We start from the raw sequence: 18,510 nt of genomic DNA on the forward strand, positions 1-18,510 counted from the left end.
ATAACTCGATGAACCTCATTAAACAACTTGTAAATAAAAAATTAAATCATATTTCTACAAAGGAATTATTGAAATATAGTAAAGAATATGATGTTCCAATTACGACTGCACAAGCTGATCAAATTGTTGGACTTATGAAAGGAAAGAATATTAACATTTACGATAATGACGAACGACTAGCGCTCTTAAAACAAATAGCTCAAGTAACCTCGCCCGCTACTGCCCAACAAGTAAATACTTTATTTCAACAACTACTAAAATAAGGAGGGGATATTCCCCTCCTTATTGCTTATTGCGCTTTAATTTTCTCAAGAAGTCCTTCATCAAAAGTACCATTTTTCAGCATTTCGATTTCCAATTTATATGGCGGCTTCTTGTCCTTTTTATCTTCACCTACATATGGTGTTTCCAGAATTTTTGGTACGTGCATTAATTGCGGATGATGCACAATATGATGCAATGCTTTATAACCGATATGACCGAAACCGATATTTTCATGACGGTCCTTTCCTGCGCCGCGTACATTTTTACTATCATTAATATGAAGTACTTGTAAACGATCGATACCAACAATCTTATCAAATTCGTTTAATACACCGTCAAAGTCATTTACAATGTCATATCCTGCATCGTGCGTATGACACGTGTCAAAGCATACCGATAGTTTTTCATTATATGTTACACCATCAATAATTTTGGCAATTTCTTCAAAGCTACGGCCGCATTCTGTTCCTTTTCCTGCCATCGTTTCTAACGCAATGTTCACCGTCTGATCTGGCGTTAATACTTCATTCAGTCCTTTAATAATTTGTTGAATGCCAGCGTCTGCCCCTGCACCAACGTGCGCACCTGGGTGAAGAACGATTTGTTTTGCCACACCTAATGCTGATGTTCTTTCAATTTCCATACGAAGGAAATCTACACCTAATTGGAATGTTTCTGGCTTCGTCGTATTTCCAACATTAATAATATATGGCGCATGTACGATAATCTCTTCGATACCGTTTTGTTCCATATGTTTTCTTCCTGCTTCTATATTCAATTCTTCAATTGGTTTTCTTCTCGTATTTTGCGGTGCACCTGTATAAATCATAAACGTCGTTGCACCGTATGAAACAGCCTCTTCACTTGCTGCTAATAACATTTTCTTACCACTCATAGAAACATGAGATCCAATCTTTAACATACAATCACCTCTTCAATATACAATAGATATAATGATAGCATAATTTGTAGAAATATGTAGTGAATTGTTTGTTCACAAAAAACGCACTACATAAATTTATACGACTATTTAAACAGACTATACTCTTCATTTACATTATCTAGATGAAGCGAAACTTTAATCAATATTTTCTATCCATATTGATTACGGCTCTCACAAATAGCTGGATAAAAAAAGATAAGGGAAATCCCTTATCTTTTTTTATTGCTATATTTTCTTTTCACTTTGTCACGTTCTGTTGCAAGTTTACGTTTATAGTTTGGTTTTACTTTTTTCGGTTTTTTAACAACTTTCGTTGCCATAACATCAAGTTCATCATTTGGTTTTTTACGGCTCTTACGACGACGACGTTCACCTAAATCTGCCCACTCATCTCCACGTAAATCTACATGTTTAAACTCGATATGACGTTGTTTTTCTAAACTATCTAATGCTTCTTCGTTTGCTGGATCATAAATCGTCACTGCAATACCTGAATAGCCTGCACGTGCTGTTCTTCCCACTCGGTGAACGAAGAAATCTAAATCTGATGGAAGTTCGTAGTTAATAACATGACTAATTCCTTCAATATCAATACCACGAGCTGCTAAATCAGTTGCAACAATATATTGGAATTCAAGGTCACGAATTTGTTTCATCATTTTTTTACGATCACGAGGTGATAAATCTCCGTGAATTCGTCCAACTTTTAAGCCGCGTTCCGTTAATCCGTCAGCAACTTGATCTGCCATTTTCTTCGTATTCGTGAAAACAACTGCTAAATACGGCTTAAATTGTAGCAACATTCTTTTCACTAAATCAATTTTGTTACGATGTTTAGAAGGCACTAAATAATGCTCGATATTTCCAGCCGCAACTTGTTTTGGATTGATATGAATATGCTCTGGATTCTCCATGTATTTCTTCAGAAACGGTTTTAGTTTTTGAGGAATTGTTGCAGAGAAAACTAACATTTGCAAGTTTTTAGGCATGCGTGCTGCAATCTTATCTACATCATGAATGAATCCCATATCAAGCATTAAGTCTGCTTCATCGACAATAATTGTATTTGCTTTATGAACAAACAGTGCTTGTTCTTCTACTAAGTCTTTAATACGTCCTGGTGTTCCAACTACAATATGAGGTTGTTTTTTCAACTTTTCAATTGATCGTTGTTTATCAGTTCCACCAATTAAACAACGTGCTGTAATCATTTGATCTTCCGCACAGAACTTTGTTAATTTCACGATTTCTTCGTAAATTTGTTGTGCTAACTCACGAGTAGGCGCTGTAATAACAAGTTGTACTTCTTCACGACCTGGGTTAATTCTGTTCAATGTAGGAAGTAAGTATGCATGTGTTTTCCCAGAACCTGTTTGGGATTGTCCAATTACACTTACACCTTTTTTCACGACCGGGAAAATTTTCTGTTGAATTCCTGTCGGCTCTGTAAAGCGTAGTTCACGAACTGCATCTATTAAAAATGGTTTAAAATCATACTGTGTAAAAGTTTGTTGTGTCATAAGTTACACCTTCTTTCTAAATTTCTACTGCGCGCACAAATCAGTCAAGTCTACATTATATCGAAATCTACAAGTAAAATCCATCTTTAGTTTAGGTTTTTACTTCAAAAACTAACCTTCTTCCCTCTTATTGCATATTGTATGTGTATATACCTAACTGAAGAAAGGAGGATTTCTCACATGTTTCCAAAATCCCCCATGAGGCAAATGTATCCGAATCCAGGGCAGCAACCTTATACACCATATCCAATTCCACAACTACCACCGATGGCACAAAAAAAGAAAGGATTTCTTGCTAAACTCTTTAAAAAACACGATCCAACCGAAGCTTTCATGCAAATGGTTCCGCCTTATCGACAAATGGAAGGACCGCCAATGATGCACCAGCAACCGCCACCTCAATATCGACAGCAATATCAGCAACAATACCAACACCAATACCCGCAACAATATCAACAGCAATATCAACCATACATGCAGCAACATCCCGAGCAAATGATCCCTCCTCAAATGTATGAATCAAACGACACGCGCGGCGGTGCAGCAAATACAGACACATCAAGTAGCGGCATCGGTAGTTTTTTTTCGAATTTAATTTCGAATCCAACTAATATGATAAATAATATCGAAAAAGTATCACAAGTCGTTCAATCTGTAAGCCCTGTCGTCGAACAGTACGGTCCCATTATGCGTAACCTACCAAGCATTGTTAAAATTCTAACCTCTGGAAAAAGTACGGAAGAAAATCCAACCGAAGATCAAACTGAAGACGTAACAGAAAAGGTTGAGGTAGCAACTCCACATCCTCCATCCAAAAAAAGAAAAAGAAAAAAAATGGTGATTGAGCCAGTCATAGAAAAAGAAGTACGAGAGGAGCCTGTTCAAAAAATAGCAACAAAACCAAAACTATATGTGTAACAATCCTTTGTTTTCTATCCACTCCTCCTTTATAATGTAAAAGACTATGCACAAAAGTATCCCTTGTTTAGAAGGAGAGGATTACTCGTATGAAAATTGTTAAAATTTCCCCTCGTGGTTATTGCTACGGTGTTGTGGACGCGATGGTTATTGCACGTAACGCCGCATTAGATACATCATTACCAAGACCTATTTATATTTTAGGTATGATTGTTCACAACAAACATGTAACAGATGCGTTCGAAGAAGATGGCATCATCACACTAGATGGTCCAAGTCGATTAGACATTTTAGATAAAATCGATTCTGGTACTGTTATTTTCACTGCACACGGTGTTTCTCCAGAAGTTAAACAACGTGCAAAAGAAAAAGGTTTAACAACAATCGATGCCACTTGCCCAGATGTTACAAAAACACATGACCTTATTGAAGCAAAGAAAGCTGAAGGTTACCATGTCATTTATATTGGCAAAAAAAATCATCCAGAACCAGAAGGCGCAGTTGGTATCGCACCTGACATCGTTCATCTTATCGAAAGAGCCGATGATTTAAAAACATTAGAAATTCCAACGGATAAAATTTTAGTTACAAATCAAACAACGATGAGTCAATGGGATGTTCAACATTTAATGGAGGACATTCAGAAGAAATTCCCAACAGCAGAGTTCCATAAGGAAATTTGTTTAGCAACTCAAGTTCGCCAAGAAGCGGTTGCCAAACAAGCTGATGTTGCAGACTTAACAATTGTTGTCGGTGACCCGAAAAGTAATAACTCAAACCGTTTAGCACAAGTATCGCAAGAAATCGCTGGTACGAAAGCATACCGCGTTGCGGACGTAAGTGAAATCAAATTAGAATGGCTACAAGGTGTCGAGAACGTAGCTGTTACAGCAGGCGCTTCTACTCCAACACCAATTACAAAAGAGGTTATCGCTTTCTTAGAGCAATATGACCCAATGAATCCTGCTACATGGGAAAGAGTTCGAAAAGTACCGTTACAAAAAATATTACCTCGTGTAAAAGTGAAAAAAGAACAATAATAAAAACCGTTGCCTATATGAGCAACGGTTTTTTATTTTTCTTATACAAATGTAAATGGATCTGTATGTAACTGCGAAGCATGAATATGTACATTCAGTTTCTTTGCATCTGCTTTTTCTTGTAATTGCTTTTGTACACCTTGCTTCATTACCTTTTCAACGTTATGTCCTGGGTCGACGATATTTAAACCGAGCATCATCGCATCATGGGCAACATGATAATACATGTCACCTGTTACATATACATCCGCACCTTTAAATTTAGCTTGATTGATGTATTTGTTACCATCGCCACCAAGTACAGCTACTTTGCGCACTTTATCCTCTAATTTCCCAACAACTCGCGCACCCTTTACATCTAACGATTGCTTTACATGTTCCGCAAACTGTCCAAGTGTCATTTCTTCTTGTAAATACCCTATTTTTCCAAGCCCTAACGTTTCACCTTTGTTATCAAGTGGATACACATCATAGGCTACTTCTTCATATGGATGTGCTGTTACCATTGCTTTAATCACTTTTCGTTGTAGTGAAGCTGGAATAATCGTTTCGATCCGCACTTCTTCTACGCGCTCTAACTGTCCAGTTTCCCCGATATAAGGATTTGTCCCCTCTTGAGGTACAAACGTACCTGTACCCTCGCTATTAAACGTACAGTGACTATAATTGCCGATATGACCAGCACCTGCGTCTCCTAATGCTTTTCGTACTTCTTCTGCATGAGTTTCAGGCACAAACACAACAATTTTTTTCATTTCTTCTGCATATGTCGGTGCCAAAACTTCTGTATTTTGCAATCCTAACGCCTCAGCAAGTAAATCATTTACCCCGCCCTTAGCAACATCCACATTTGTATGTGCGGCATAGATTGCAATATCATTTTTCATACACTTTTCAATAATTTTCCCATATGCCTTATCTGTATGAATCGCTTTTAGCGGGTTAAAAATTAAAGGATGATGCGCAATAATGACATTCGCTCCTAATTGAATTGCTTCATCCACAACTTCTTCCGTTACATCTAACGCAATTAATACGTGCTGCACGGGTTTATTAAGCGCTCCAATCTGCAAGCCAATCTTATCTCCTTCCATCGCCAAATGCTTCGGATACATACTTTCAAATAACGAAATAATTTCATGGCCATTTGGAATTTTACTCATGATAAAACCTCCCCTATCATTTTCATTTTCGCTTCTACTTCCGCACGCTTCGCTTTTGTTTCTTCAGAATCAGCCGCACGTTCTAACTGCTTTAAAATATTTTGGAAGTTTTTTAATTCTCCTTCCCACTTTTCAACGAAAGCTTCACTTTTTTCTTTCATTAAAAATGGTCCCATAAATAATTCAGCCTGTTTATTTTCAGAGTAAGGAACCGTGATATTTCCTCGCTCCCCTACTAAAATCTCGTAAATTTTCCCATCTTCTTTTACGATTTTTTCATGGATAAGCTCCCATCCATTCGCAATAAACCATTCACGAATGTGATGCGCTGCAATATTCGGCTGTAAGATTAAACGTGTTACACCTTCTAATTTTTCTTTACCACTTTCTAAAATATCACGAATTAACGCTCCGCCCATTCCGGCAACCGTAATTACATCTACTTCTCCTGGCGCGATAACAGCTAATCCATTCCCTTTACGCACATCTACTTTATCTTGTAAGCCACTTTCAGCTACAGTTGCCTGCGCAGAGCGAAATGGTCCATCTACAACCTCTCCAGCAACTGCTTTAGTAGCAATATTATTTATAATTGTATAACACGGTAAATACGCATGATCCGATCCAATATCGGCAACTGTAGATCCTACTGGTATTTCACGCACAACTTCTTCTAATCGTTTTGAAAGCTTTACTTCATTCATGTATTTCCATTACTCCTTCTCTTGTCAGTCTGTCTCCATGATAATGAATTTATAGTAGTTGTTGCAAGCCTATAACAACAATTCACTTCTCTATCATTCATCGTATTTTAGAAAATATAGAAAAACAAGCCTTTTGCTTAAGCAAAAGGCTTGTCATACGGAACTTTATTTTTTCTTCGATAACCAATCAGCTACTTTAGCGGCTTGATCAGCTGGAACTATATTCGCTGGCATATTGCCTTTTCCTTTCGAAAGAATTTCTTTAATTTCATCCTTTGAAAGTTTCCCACCAATTTTTTGTAAATTAGGTCCTACCGCCCCTTGTAATTGATCACCGTGGCAGCTCGTACAGCTTTGCTTCACAATATCCTCTGGCTTGGATGCTGTTTGTGCTGGCTTCCCGCCATTTTTTGCATCAGCTAACTCTTTAGATTTATTTAGCCCCTGAAATGAAAATACAAACATAACGATAATACCCAATGCTGCAATAAGAGCGAACGGAATCAGCGGATTACGTTTCATATCTCTTCTCCCCCCTCTATACCCCTAAATAGTTAGATGATTCAGTCATTTCCATTGTACTTGAAAACGCTCTATCAGAAAAGAGTAAACTACTAATCGTTAAAAATATTCCATAAATTCAGTTTATTGTTTTTTATTGTTATATCGCTTATTATTTCGATAATTATTAACGTTTCTCATCATATTTTTCACTTTTCTACATATATTTTTGTATAGAATAAACAAAATTAATCGAAAAATCGAAAAATGAGCATTTGCAAATCAAAAGACAATTCTGTAAAATAAATTACAAGAAATTGTAATCGTTGCTGACAGCTAAAGTTTAACAAAAATTAACAAAATAAAAAAGTTTACTTCACAAAAGTGAAGTAAACTTAAAGGTAGCCTATTCTAAGAAATCCTTAAGACGCTTACTACGGCTTGGATGTCTCAATTTACGAAGTGCTTTTGCTTCAATTTGACGGATACGTTCTCTCGTTACGCCGAATACTTTCCCAACTTCTTCAAGCGTACGAGTTCGTCCATCATCTAAACCAAAACGAAGACGTAGAACATTTTCTTCACGATCTGTTAGTGTATCTAACACATCTTCTAATTGTTCTTTTAGCAATTCATACGCTGCATGGTCCGCAGGCGATGTTGCTTCTTGGTCTTCAATGAAATCACCTAAATGGGAGTCATCTTCTTCACCAATCGGTGTTTCAAGAGAAACTGGCTCCTGTGCAATTTTCAAGATTTCACGTACTTTTTCTGGAGCAAGATCCATTTCTTCACCAATCTCTTCAGGAGATGGTTCACGTCCTAAATCTTGTAATAATTGACGTTGTACACGAATTAACTTATTAATCGTTTCAACCATATGAACTGGGATACGAATTGTTCTTGCTTGGTCTGCAATCGCACGTGTAATTGCTTGGCGAATCCACCAAGTTGCATACGTACTAAATTTGAAACCTTTACGATAATCGAACTTTTCAACCGCTTTAATTAGACCCATATTCCCTTCTTGGATTAAGTCTAAGAAAAGCATACCACGGCCCACGTAGCGCTTTGCAATACTTACTACAAGACGTAAGTTTGCTTCTGCAAGACGACGTTTCGCTTCTTCATCGCCTTCTTCAATACGCGTTGCAAGTCGAATTTCTTCTTCTGCAGATAGTAAATCTACACGACCAATTTCTTTTAAATACATACGAACAGGATCGTTGATTTTAACCCCTGGTGGTACACTTAAATCATTGAGGTCGAATTCTTCTTCCGATTTTGCTATTTGGCGATTATTAGGGCCTTCGTCGTTGTCATTGTCGCCAACTAAGTCAATCCCTTGTTCACCTAAATATTCATAGTATTCATCCATTTGATCGGATTCAATTTCAAATCCATTCATGCGTTCTGCAATCTCTTCATATGTAAGAACGCCACGTTTTTTTCCGAGCTCAGTGAGTTGTTCTTTCACTTGCTCAAGGGTCATTTCAGTTTCAATTTGTTTAGAACGAGCTGGTTTGTCAGCCATCTGTTCCCCTCCTTACGCGAGATACAAACATTCATTATACTAAAAATTTATCAAAAAAGCTATTTTCTCGCTTTTTGATTTTGTAAATATGCTACATAATATTTAGCAGCCTCTACAGGATCTGTTTTTTCCATTTGTTTTATCTTGAAGATGATTTCCATCTTTTCAAGTTTTTCTTGATGACGTCTAAGCGTCTCCAAATGGCCTTGTAACACTTCTTCTGTGTATTCTGGATTAATAAATTCATCCGTCGAAATATCAGTAATAATATTTTTCAACTTTTCATCAGAGAGCCAACTTAAAAATGTTCCGACTGAAGGTTCATTTCCCTTTTCATAATATGCGTATAGTTCATATAAAATCCCTTTATGTTCTTCTGTATGAAAATCTTCTATGTGGGATTCCATACGAACGGCCACTTCTGGACTTTGCAACATATGGTAAATAATTTCTCTTTCTGCCCTTTCAAAACCTGTTAACTTCGGTTTTGTTTGAACAATTTGAGACGGCTTAGAAACCTGCTTTACTTGTTTTTGCTGTACCTTTTGTTCTTTGCGATATTGGTGCAATTGATTCAAAAGTGTTTCCATTGAATACGAAAATTCTTGCGATAATGACTTCAAATATGATTCTGCCTGCATCGCATCCTGTAACAACGATAACTCTTTTAAAACACTTTTCACATACTCTTCTTTGCCCGACTCATCTTGCAAATTTTTCCCTAAACGCAAATAATTTATTTTAAAACCAACAAAACTTATACTTGATTTCACAAGATTTTCAAAAGCAGTTGTCCCATATTGTTGCACATATTCATCAGGATCAAGCTTATCTGGCAAGGATGTAACTTTCACTTGGCAACCAACTTGCAACAATAATTGCCCTGCTTTCATCGTCGCTTCTCGCCCTGCTTTATCACCATCATAGCAAAGAACAACAGTTTCAACGTTACGTCGCAGAAGTTTTGCTTGTTCTTCAGTTAAAGCTGTTCCCATTGTCGCAACAGCTTCTTCCACACCACTTTTTACCGCAGCTAGTACGTCAGCATACCCTTCAAAAAGGACCACTTGCCCACGTTTTCTAATAAACGGCCTCGCTTGGTGGAAGTTATACAACAATTTACTTTTGTGAAAAATTGGTGTTTCTGGGCTATTTAAATATTTCGGAGTGTCATCTCCTAATGCCCTTCCACTAAACGCTATCACTTTACCTTGTAACGTATAGATTGGAAACATAACTCTTCCACGGAAGCGATCATAATGACTACCATCCTTCTCGCTTCTTATGAGAAGACCAGCTTGTTCCATACTTGATAGCGATAAACCTCTTTTTTGTAAGATTTTCGTTGCTGCATCCCAAGCAGGTGACGCATAACCAATTTCAAACTTCTCAATCATCTCTTTTGTAATACCACGTTTTAACAAATACGAAAGTGCTTCATTTCCTTCTTCTGTATTTACTAATAAATGATGATAATACTTTTTCAAAAGTTCATGAGCCTGTTGCATGATGACAGTGTCATCAGATATGTCTTCTTGTTGTCCTTGCCCTGATGTATACTCTGCAACCGCAATTCCATTTCTTTCACCTAGCTTTTGAACAGCTTCGGTAAAAGCCAGTCCTTCCATTTTCATTAGAAAGGAAAATACATTTCCACCTTCTCCACATCCGAAGCAATGAAAAATTTGCTTGTCAGATGAAACAGAGAATGAAGGAGAATTCTCACCATGAAACGGACAAAGGCCGAAATAGTTACGTCCCTGTTTTCTAAGTTGAACGTATTCACCAATCACTTCGACAATATCGGATGATGTCCGAATTTGTTCAACAACTTCTTCAGGAATTCTGTTCCCCATAACTCCATCTCCGTGTCGTATTTTGTATTCGATATAAATTAAAAAATTCCTTTATAATTCGACAATATTTTTTCTAAACTTATTAGAAAATGTTGTCGATCACGTTATCAAGCGATTTTGCAGACCCTTTTCTGCGTAACTTCGCAGATACGTACCTACTATATAAAATTGTATCCATTTGCTCATCTATTACAAATGTACCTCATGGAGACAATACATATGCACTTTTTCATAAGAAGACTAGCAAGCATCATATCCTATGTGATCACGAGATCTGTTTTTTGCATGTTGATACATATAAAGAAATCAACTTTTGCTTATTCAGCATCTACATAGATCCAAATTCCCTCGCTGCTTCCTTAAACGATGAGCATACGATGTGACAAACAAAATTTTGACATGAAATTTCGTTCCAGCTCGCACAATTGTCAGCCTTCACAGTATATGCATCTGCATCAACTCATACCATATTGATGTTTTGCATATTTCTGTATTCTACATCCCTTCTGCGAATCCTTCCATAATGTGCGTTTTCTTGTATAGATTTTGTCGATTTAACGTAATTACATGTCATTTCTTAAATCCTATCCCTAGTTTATTCTGAAAAATTAAAGTCTAAACGTAAAATATAGGTTTTTATCACAATTTTTTATTATAATATATTTTCTTCAACTACGCTACATATCCCTTTATTTTTTCATCTTCTATTTCAGGATAGCGAAACCCTACCTTTAGCATAATAAAAAGACCGAAAAATATAAGCATAACCACTTCGCTATCATCTATTACGAAATCAGCAGGCACTGTGTTTCTCACGAGCGAAAAAAGCACATTCACCTTTGGTAAATGTGCTAAAACATTTTTTGGTTTTGCACTGCATTCACAATAATGTTAGCTGTTTCTTCAATCGCTTTGTTCGATACATCAATTACTTGACAATTTATTTTACTAACTACATTCTCAAAGTGATCAATCTCTTCTTTAATACGATTAATATTGGCATATGTTGCTCCATCACTTAGTCCAAGTGATTTCAATCGCTCTTTTCGAATATGATTTAACTTCTCTGGCGTAATTTTCAAACCGAAGCATTTTTCTTTAGCCACTTGATATAATTCTTCAGGCGGATCTACTTCTGGTACTAGTGGTACGTTGGCAACTTTCAAACGTTTGTTATGAGCTAAATATTGAGAAAGTGGTGTTTTTGATGTGCGCGAAATCCCAATTAACACGATATCTGCTTTTAAAATACCACGTGCATCTCTACCATCATCATACTTCACAGCAAACTCAATCGCTTCAATCTTTTTAAAGTATTCTTCATCTAACCTACGAACAACACCAGGCTCATATCTAGGCACTTGCCCGGTAATTTCTTCAATTTGATCGATTAGAGGACCAATAATATCATATGCCTCTACACCTTCTTTTGCAGCCTCTGTCACTAAATATTGGCGCATGTCAGGCTTTACTAACGTAAAACAAATAAGTGCTTGATTGCTCTTAGCAATCGAAATCACTTCTTTTAATGTCCCTGTATCTTCTACATACGGCACACGTCTAATATCAGGAGCAAATGGGAATTGCCCCATTGCTGCTCGAACAACCAAATCAGCCGTTTCTCCTACAGAGTCAGATACGACATATACGATTTTATTATCCATTACATTACCTCACTTTAAACAAATTACACTTATTCGTTATTTACTAAGTTTACAAACGCACGTGTAATATTTGTTTTTGTAATTCGTCCAACCACTTCTAAACCTTGTTTCGTATCTTTTACAACTGGCATCGCATCAATCTGTCTTTCTATTAATTCCATCGCAATATCATATAAAGAATCTTCTCTACGACACATCGCAATGTTTGGCATCCTTGTCATGATAATATTAACCGGAAGTGAGGTTAAATCCTGCTTCCCTAAGCTAGCTCGTAATAAATCTTTACGAGATACAACGCCTACTAATAGAGTCGATTGATCTACAACGAATAATGTACCTACATCCTCTAAAAACATAGTACAAATCGCATCGTATACCGATACATTTTTATCAATTACAACCGGTCTAGATTGATAATCTTGTACTTTAATTTTCTTAACAGCTTCAGATAATAACTGCCCCCCAGTTTTACCCGTATAAAAATAACCTACGCGTGGACGTGCTTCTAAATAACCAGCCATCGTTAAAATTGCTAAGTCTGGTCTTAGCGTTGCACGTGTTAATCCCAATTGCGCAGCAATTGACTCCCCTGTAATAGGACCGTGATCTTTTACAATCTGAATGATATGTTCTTGCCGTTTATTCAGCTCTATGATAATCACCACCTTTAATGCACAACGAAAAAAGTTATACTATCTCTTAAATATTATATACTAAATATGCTATTCGAAAAAGAAAGGATGTAAAAAGGACCGTATACGGCCCCAAATTATATTTGAAACTTATCAAGTTGTTCTAAGAAACGTCTTGATTTCAAATAAATCCCGCAATATTCATCATAATATGTATTCAATACTAAACGCATTTGTTTTTTTGTGCTATCCTTCACTGATACATTGCCAAGTCTATGTAAATCGAAGTGGTAGAAAAGACGTAATAATTTATGAACGGCTTCCCCCACTGGTATACGATACTGATCTTGCTCAGCATGACGTGAGCACAGAAAACCGCCCTCCCTAACAGAGAAGGCGACAAAATCTGTTTCTTGATGACAAATCGCACATGTATCAAAGTACGGGCGCATCCCTAATACCGGAAGCATTTTCGTTTGATAAATTAATGATAATACTTCTGGATCAACACCCTCACACATATAATGCAACGTTTGATATAACATTTCAAATAAATATGGATTATGTTTTTTATCTTCTGTTGCTTTATCAGTTAACTCAACAATAAATGATGCATAAGCAGTTAAAAATATATCCTCGCGAATTTCTTTCATAGTTGAAATAATCTCGCCTTGTTGCAAAGTTCCAAGTCCAGATCCCATTTGAATAAGAAAATGACCATGTGTCATAAGTTGCGAAACAGATGCTAACCGGCTTTTCGGTTTTTTCGCTCCTCTTGCCATTGCACTTACCTTACCCAATTCTCTTGAGAATATTGTAACAATCTTGTTCGTTTCTCCGTAATCTGTCGTACGGATAACGATGCCCTCAACTTTTTGAAACATGTTCGTCACCATCCAAGGTTTGAACAAAACGGGTCAAGAAATTGGAGAGTCTAGATGCGCTAGCTCCTCTTCATGTTGATCCATCTCATCGTTTACGTCTTTTTCCATTTCTTTCAAAAGCAAATACGTCTCAATGCTTCCTGTTTTGGAGAAAAACTTCCAGGTAAAATCTAGCATAAGAATCCACCTTTCTCAATAAGCGTAGCCTATAAACCAATTTCCTTTGTTGTTATTAAATTGACCCATTTTGTCCATTTTCATGTGAGAAAAATTTTTCCTAATTTATCAAAACTCGTAAAAACCAATAATCAGCGGATGAACAAAACATCCGCTGATTACAGCTTTACTCTATTTTAATACTCGTCTTCGCGGAAACCAAGGTCACGAAGCTGAGACATTTTATTACGCCAATCTTTTTGCACTTTTACCCATACTTCTAAAAATACTTTAGAACCAAGTAATGCTTCAATATCAAAACGAGCTCGCTTACCGACTTCTTTTAACATCTTCCCTTGTTTTCCGATAATAATCCCTTTTTGCGACGGACGTTCCACAACAATCGTTGCATTAATATAAACTGCCCCGCCCTCACGTTTTTGAATTGCATCGATAACAACAGCTACAGAATGCGGCACTTCTTCACGTGTTAAATGTAGTACTTTCTCACGAATAAGCTCTGCAATAATAAATCTCTCCGGATGATCCGTTACTTGATTATCTGGGTAGTATTGTGGTCCTTCCGGTAAATACTTTTTAATTGTACCAATTAGGGCCTCTACGTTATTACCGTCTAATGCAGAAATTGGTACGATTTCTGCAAAGTCATGTAATTTGCGATATTGATCAATTAGCTCTAATAATTGTTCTGGGTGAACTTGGTCAATTTTATTAATAACTAAAAATACTGGTTGTTTCGTTTCTTTTAACTTCTCGATGATGAATTCTTCACCACGACCAAAGCCTTCAACAGCATTCACCATAAATAGAACGATATCAACTTCTTTTAATGTCGTTTGCGCCATCTTCACCATGAAGTCGCCTAGTTTATGTTTCGGTTTATGTATTCCTGGTGTATCAATAAAAATTACTTGTGAATCATTTTCTGTATATACACCTTGAATTTTATTACGAGTTGTTTGTGGCTTGTCACTCATAATAGCAATTTTTTGACCAATAATACGATTTAAAAATGTAGATTTCCCAACATTCGGTCTGCCAATAATAGAGACAAAACCTGATTTATAACCTTTTCTATTCATGTAAATCCTCCGCTAAAAATGCTCCTGGTAACAATTCCCCGACTGTTGTCTCTTGAACGTCACCATGTAAATTTGATAGGTATACTTTCGTATCCTGTTTACATAATTCTACCATAACTTGTCGACATGCTCCACAAGGAGGTACTGGACGCTTCGTATCCGCCACAATTGCGATAGCTACAAACTCTTTATCTCCTTCAGAAACCGCCTTAAATAAAGCTGTTCTTTCTGCACAGTTACATAAGCCATATGAAGCATTCTCAACATTACATCCACGATATACTTTTCCATCCTGCGTTAATAATGCTGCACCTACTTGAAATTTAGAATATGGTACGTACGCTTGTTTACGCGCTTCGATTGCTTCTTGAATTAATTGTTGACCATTCATATTCCCGCATCCTTCCTGTTCACAGCTGTGAATAGATACACTCTCTTATTAAAGGCCTTTACGGCACCTTCAAAGCTTAAGAAAAGCTTTGGAATGCAACTATACCACATACGGTAAAAAGATAATAGCACCAATTATAACGGCTATTATCGCAAACAATAAAACCGCTCCCGCCGCGACATCCTTTGCGACTTTCGCAAACGGATGTATATCGGTAGTCGCTAAATCTACTGTTTTTTCCACAGCCGTATTTACCATCTCTAAACTCATTACAATTCCTATTACAATAAGTAATACCATCCATTCTACTTTTGTAATATGGAAATAAAAGCCGCAGCATATAACAACAACTGCGGCTAAATAATGAATTTTCATATTTCGTTCATGACGAAGACAAAAGAATATACCGACTATAGCATACCCAAAACTATCTATAAGTTTTCCTTTTTTCATCGTCCTAATCCAAATGCTTCTAAAATTTCTTTTTGTCTTCCGAACATTTCTTTTTCATCCTCTTCTGTCATGTGGTCATAACCAAGTAAATGTAAAAAGCCATGTAACGCTAAAAAGCCAAGTTCACGATCAAAAGAATGTCCATACTCTTCAGCTTGTTCTTTCGCTCTCGGAATAGAAATAATAAGATCACCTAACATACGCGGCATCTCTACACCTACAATTTCCATTTCTCCTTCTCCCATTTCTTCCATAGCAAAAGAAATGACATCAGTAGGCTGATCCTTATCTCGGTAATCACGATTAATCTCGCGAATGCGTTCGTTATCTACAAATGTTACTGATAACTCTGCACCATCCTCTATTTTTTCCATTTGAGCTGCTTTTCCTAATATCTCACGAATTAAATTCACATACTCTTCTTTCACTTCTTCTGTTTCATCAATGAAATCAATTAATAAACTCATTCTTTCTCCTTATCTTCCGGTGGTTCCGGATATGTAATACGCGAATGGAAAATACCATTTAACGTTTCACATAACGTTTTTCCAACGATTTGTAGTTCCTTAAATGTCAAATCACATTCACTAAATTGCCCATCCTGCAGGCGATCTTTAATAATACTTTGTACTAAATTATTAATTTGATCTGGCGTTGGGTGATTCATAGAACGTACCGCTGCCTCAACACTATCCGCAATACCAACGATTGCCGATTCTTTAGAAGTTGCTTTTGATCCCGGATAACGGAACATCTCTTCTGTATATTTTTCTTTATCTTCTTTAATCGCCTTATAATAAAAATATTTCAGGAGCGTTGTACCATGGTGTTGTCCAGCAATATCGATAATTTCTTGCGGAATATGGTATTCTTCGAGCATCTTTACTCCATCGGTTACATGACCAATGATAATATCTTTACTCGTCACAGGATCTAATTTATCATGCGGATTTTCAATTCCCATCTGGTTTTCAATAAAGAATTGTGGTTGTACTGTTTTTCCTACATCATGATAGTAAGCCCCTACACGCGCTAATACACCATTTGCTCCAACTGCTTCACAAGCCGCCTCAGAAAGATTCGCTACCATTACACTATGGTGATATGTCCCTGGCGCTTCTAATAAAATTCTACGCAACAGCGGATGATTCGGACTTGATAATTCCATAAGCTTCATACTTGATACAATTCCAAGTCCACTTTCTAAATATGGTAATATCCCCATAGCCAAAACGGATGAGATAATTCCTGAAAGGGAAGCCATTAATAATTGGGTACCAATTTCAAGAGGCGAAAAATTCCCATTACGTAATAATAATAACGCCGCCAAGACGACTACATTTAAGATTGAAACGAGTATACCAGCTTGTAAAATCATCGTACGACGATTTTTTTCTCTTAAGAAAATGCTCACTGATAATGAACTTAATAACACATAAATGCCTACACTATAATTTAGTGTACTTGTTACTCCTTCATTAAACATAATACTTCCGCACACAGAAAAAATCATACTTGTTAAAAATACAAATCGATCGCCAATCATTAGTTTTACAAGTATCGTTCCCATCGCAACTGGGACAACATACGCAATTCCTGCATATTCAAGCTTTTGAAACAAACTAATAATTTTCATTAAAACAATCGTGATAGACAAAATTGTAATATACGCTAAAATGTACGGTTTGTCTTCTCTTTTCCGCTGTAAAAATACTTCAAACTGTTTATGCATAAAGTATAGTAACACACCAATGAGCACCGCTAATCCAACATAAGGCTGAAAACTATTACCTTTTTCTAATAAACCGACTAATTTCAACTGATTATACATATCACTTGAAATTGTTTCACCTTCTCTAACAATAACTTGTCCTTGAAGAATATAAACAGGTGGAACTAAATCTTCTTCTGCTTTCTTCTTCTCTTTCGTTACAGCCGGGTCATAGAAATAATTTGCTGTAATCGCATATGATCCTAGCGCATTCACAGCTTCTTTCAATCCGCTATTCACATTCAGGCTTTTCATTTCATTAACAAATCGCTCTTTCGCTGCCATTTCTTCGGACATTTTAATATTTCCACCCATGATAACGCTAACAGACGTTAAAGCCGCATTCTTTGCTAATTCTAATTGATCCGGTTCTGCATTAATAAAGTATAATAAATTCTCATCCGATAATTCCTTCGTTAAATTAGATGGCAACTTCTTCTTCAACTTTTCTAATTTATTCGCATCGGTCATCTTTTTTTGCTCTTCAGGTCCAGCAGCTTTCATCTCCTGAATTACTTCATTCACCTTAGCAAAAACATCATTTACAATATCTACTCTATTTTGTTTATATTCACTTCTATATGTATATTGATCCCCGACTTTTTGAGCGGCCTCTTGTTTTTTTCTTTCCGTTATAACCTTATCTTCAATTTTAATAGGAGAATGAATTGTTTTTTTCGCAATAGAATACATATCAACATCTAATTGCTCTGGTTTCACATTATTCATAAGTGCGAAAAACAGCACTGCTCCTAATAAAACGTAAGAAATCCAACTTAGTTTTTTCGAATGTTGTAAATTACGAAACCACTTAGAAATTTCTTGAGATCTTAACATGATTTCAATACCTTCTCCTCTCTAGAAATAAAGTGAAACTATTTATAGCTTTCATTTCTTCTAGCCAACGATACTTTTAGGTAACATTTTTATACACCAGTACCTATAGTTTATTTCTCTTATCTTTTATGATAGTAAAAAATATGCCGTTCGCCAACCTTAATACAAAAAGAAAT

Annotated in this window: 20 protein-coding genes; 3 read left to right on the plus strand and 17 right to left on the minus strand. The window is 36.4% G+C overall.

The annotated features are described in order from the left end of the window. Window positions 1-8: 8 nt before the first annotated feature. Window positions 9-263, plus strand: a complete 255-nt coding sequence (locus PQF83_RS12165) for a DUF2624 domain-containing protein (RefSeq protein WP_001048963.1) — start codon at window positions 9-11, stop codon at window positions 261-263. Between the two features lie 26 nt (window positions 264-289). Here PQF83_RS12165 and PQF83_RS12170 read toward each other — a convergent pair whose 3' ends face one another. Both PQF83_RS12170 and PQF83_RS12175 read right to left on the minus strand, forming a co-directional pair. Further along, window positions 290-1,186: a deoxyribonuclease IV gene (locus PQF83_RS12170; RefSeq protein WP_000912469.1), complete on the minus strand. Its 897-nt coding sequence runs from the start codon at window positions 1,184-1,186 to the stop codon at window positions 290-292. 230 nt (window positions 1,187-1,416) lie between these two features. Beyond that, the gene (locus tag PQF83_RS12175; RefSeq protein WP_000194027.1) at window positions 1,417-2,727 is read right to left on the minus strand and encodes a DEAD/DEAH box helicase; all 1,311 of its coding nucleotides are present in this window, start codon (window positions 2,725-2,727) and stop codon (window positions 1,417-1,419) included. Between the two features lie 180 nt (window positions 2,728-2,907). Between PQF83_RS12175 and vrrA the strand changes: the two genes are divergently transcribed. Together vrrA and PQF83_RS12185 are read left to right on the plus strand one after the other, a co-directional pair. Then, complete coding sequence (vrrA, locus tag PQF83_RS12180) at window positions 2,908-3,645, plus strand: VrrA/YqfQ family protein (RefSeq protein ID WP_000484140.1); 738 nt, start codon at window positions 2,908-2,910, stop codon at window positions 3,643-3,645. Between the two features lie 89 nt (window positions 3,646-3,734). After that, window positions 3,735-4,685 carry a 4-hydroxy-3-methylbut-2-enyl diphosphate reductase gene (locus PQF83_RS12185; protein ID WP_000706669.1) on the plus strand — a complete coding sequence of 317 codons (951 nt, stop codon included), beginning with the start codon at window positions 3,735-3,737 and terminating at the stop codon, window positions 4,683-4,685. A 41-nt stretch (window positions 4,686-4,726) separates the two neighbouring features. Here PQF83_RS12185 and PQF83_RS12190 read toward each other — a convergent pair whose 3' ends face one another. From PQF83_RS12190 to PQF83_RS12260, 15 genes are all read right to left on the minus strand, one after another. After that, window positions 4,727-5,848 (minus strand): Nif3-like dinuclear metal center hexameric protein, encoded by a 1,122-nt coding sequence (locus tag PQF83_RS12190; RefSeq protein WP_000036223.1) that lies wholly within the window; start codon window positions 5,846-5,848, stop codon window positions 4,727-4,729. Continuing rightward, window positions 5,845-6,552, minus strand: coding sequence for a tRNA (adenine(22)-N(1))-methyltransferase (locus PQF83_RS12195; protein WP_001006536.1), 708 nt, complete (start codon window positions 6,550-6,552; stop codon window positions 5,845-5,847). The genes PQF83_RS12190 and PQF83_RS12195 overlap by 4 nt, the downstream gene beginning before the upstream one ends. Window positions 6,553-6,717: 165 nt before the next feature. Then, complete coding sequence (gene cccA / locus PQF83_RS12200; RefSeq protein ID WP_000828141.1) at window positions 6,718-7,074, minus strand: cytochrome c550; 357 nt, start codon at window positions 7,072-7,074, stop codon at window positions 6,718-6,720. A 385-nt stretch (window positions 7,075-7,459) separates the two neighbouring features. Continuing rightward, on the minus strand, window positions 7,460-8,587 hold the full coding sequence (gene rpoD, locus PQF83_RS12205; RefSeq protein ID WP_000764060.1) for an RNA polymerase sigma factor RpoD: 1,128 nt from the start codon (window positions 8,585-8,587) through the stop codon (window positions 7,460-7,462). Between the two features lie 59 nt (window positions 8,588-8,646). Then, a complete protein-coding gene (dnaG, locus tag PQF83_RS12210; RefSeq protein WP_000528216.1) occupies window positions 8,647-10,443 on the minus strand; it encodes a DNA primase in 1,797 nt (598 codons plus the stop codon). A 672-nt stretch (window positions 10,444-11,115) separates the two neighbouring features. Continuing rightward, a complete protein-coding gene (locus PQF83_RS12215; RefSeq protein ID WP_001110543.1) occupies window positions 11,116-11,247 on the minus strand; it encodes a hypothetical protein in 132 nt (43 codons plus the stop codon). Between the two features lie 47 nt (window positions 11,248-11,294). Then, window positions 11,295-12,107: a pyruvate, water dikinase regulatory protein gene (locus PQF83_RS12220; protein WP_000368943.1), complete on the minus strand. Its 813-nt coding sequence runs from the start codon at window positions 12,105-12,107 to the stop codon at window positions 11,295-11,297. A 29-nt stretch (window positions 12,108-12,136) separates the two neighbouring features. Further along, window positions 12,137-12,769, minus strand: coding sequence for a helix-turn-helix transcriptional regulator (locus PQF83_RS12225; RefSeq protein ID WP_000583759.1), 633 nt, complete (start codon window positions 12,767-12,769; stop codon window positions 12,137-12,139). Window positions 12,770-12,876: 107 nt separating this feature from the next. Next, window positions 12,877-13,623 carry a DNA repair protein RecO gene (gene recO, locus PQF83_RS12230; protein ID WP_000487010.1) on the minus strand — a complete coding sequence of 249 codons (747 nt, stop codon included), beginning with the start codon at window positions 13,621-13,623 and terminating at the stop codon, window positions 12,877-12,879. 33 nt (window positions 13,624-13,656) lie between these two features. Further along, on the minus strand, window positions 13,657-13,800 hold the full coding sequence (locus tag PQF83_RS12235; RefSeq protein ID WP_000883924.1) for a YqzL family protein: 144 nt from the start codon (window positions 13,798-13,800) through the stop codon (window positions 13,657-13,659). Between the two features lie 176 nt (window positions 13,801-13,976). Beyond that, entirely contained in the window at window positions 13,977-14,882 is a 906-nt protein-coding gene (gene era / locus PQF83_RS12240) for a GTPase Era (protein ID WP_001080241.1), read from the minus strand. Then, window positions 14,875-15,273, minus strand: a complete 399-nt coding sequence (locus PQF83_RS12245) for a cytidine deaminase (protein ID WP_001014347.1) — start codon at window positions 15,271-15,273, stop codon at window positions 14,875-14,877. Before PQF83_RS12245 ends, era begins: the two co-directional genes overlap by 8 nt. A 99-nt stretch (window positions 15,274-15,372) precedes the next feature. After that, a complete protein-coding gene (locus PQF83_RS12250) occupies window positions 15,373-15,726 on the minus strand; it encodes a diacylglycerol kinase family protein (protein WP_000715482.1) in 354 nt (117 codons plus the stop codon). Beyond that, window positions 15,723-16,193: an rRNA maturation RNase YbeY gene (gene ybeY, locus PQF83_RS12255; protein WP_000054692.1), complete on the minus strand. Its 471-nt coding sequence runs from the start codon at window positions 16,191-16,193 to the stop codon at window positions 15,723-15,725. Before ybeY ends, PQF83_RS12250 begins: the two co-directional genes overlap by 4 nt. Continuing rightward, entirely contained in the window at window positions 16,190-18,334 is a 2,145-nt protein-coding gene (locus tag PQF83_RS12260; protein ID WP_000946451.1) for an HD family phosphohydrolase, read from the minus strand. Before PQF83_RS12260 ends, ybeY begins: the two co-directional genes overlap by 4 nt. Window positions 18,335-18,510: the final 176 nt, after the last annotated feature.

The organism is Bacillus sp. FF-1 (assembly GCF_028548245.1).
Classification (GTDB): domain Bacteria; phylum Bacillota; class Bacilli; order Bacillales; family Bacillaceae_G; genus Bacillus_A; species Bacillus_A paranthracis.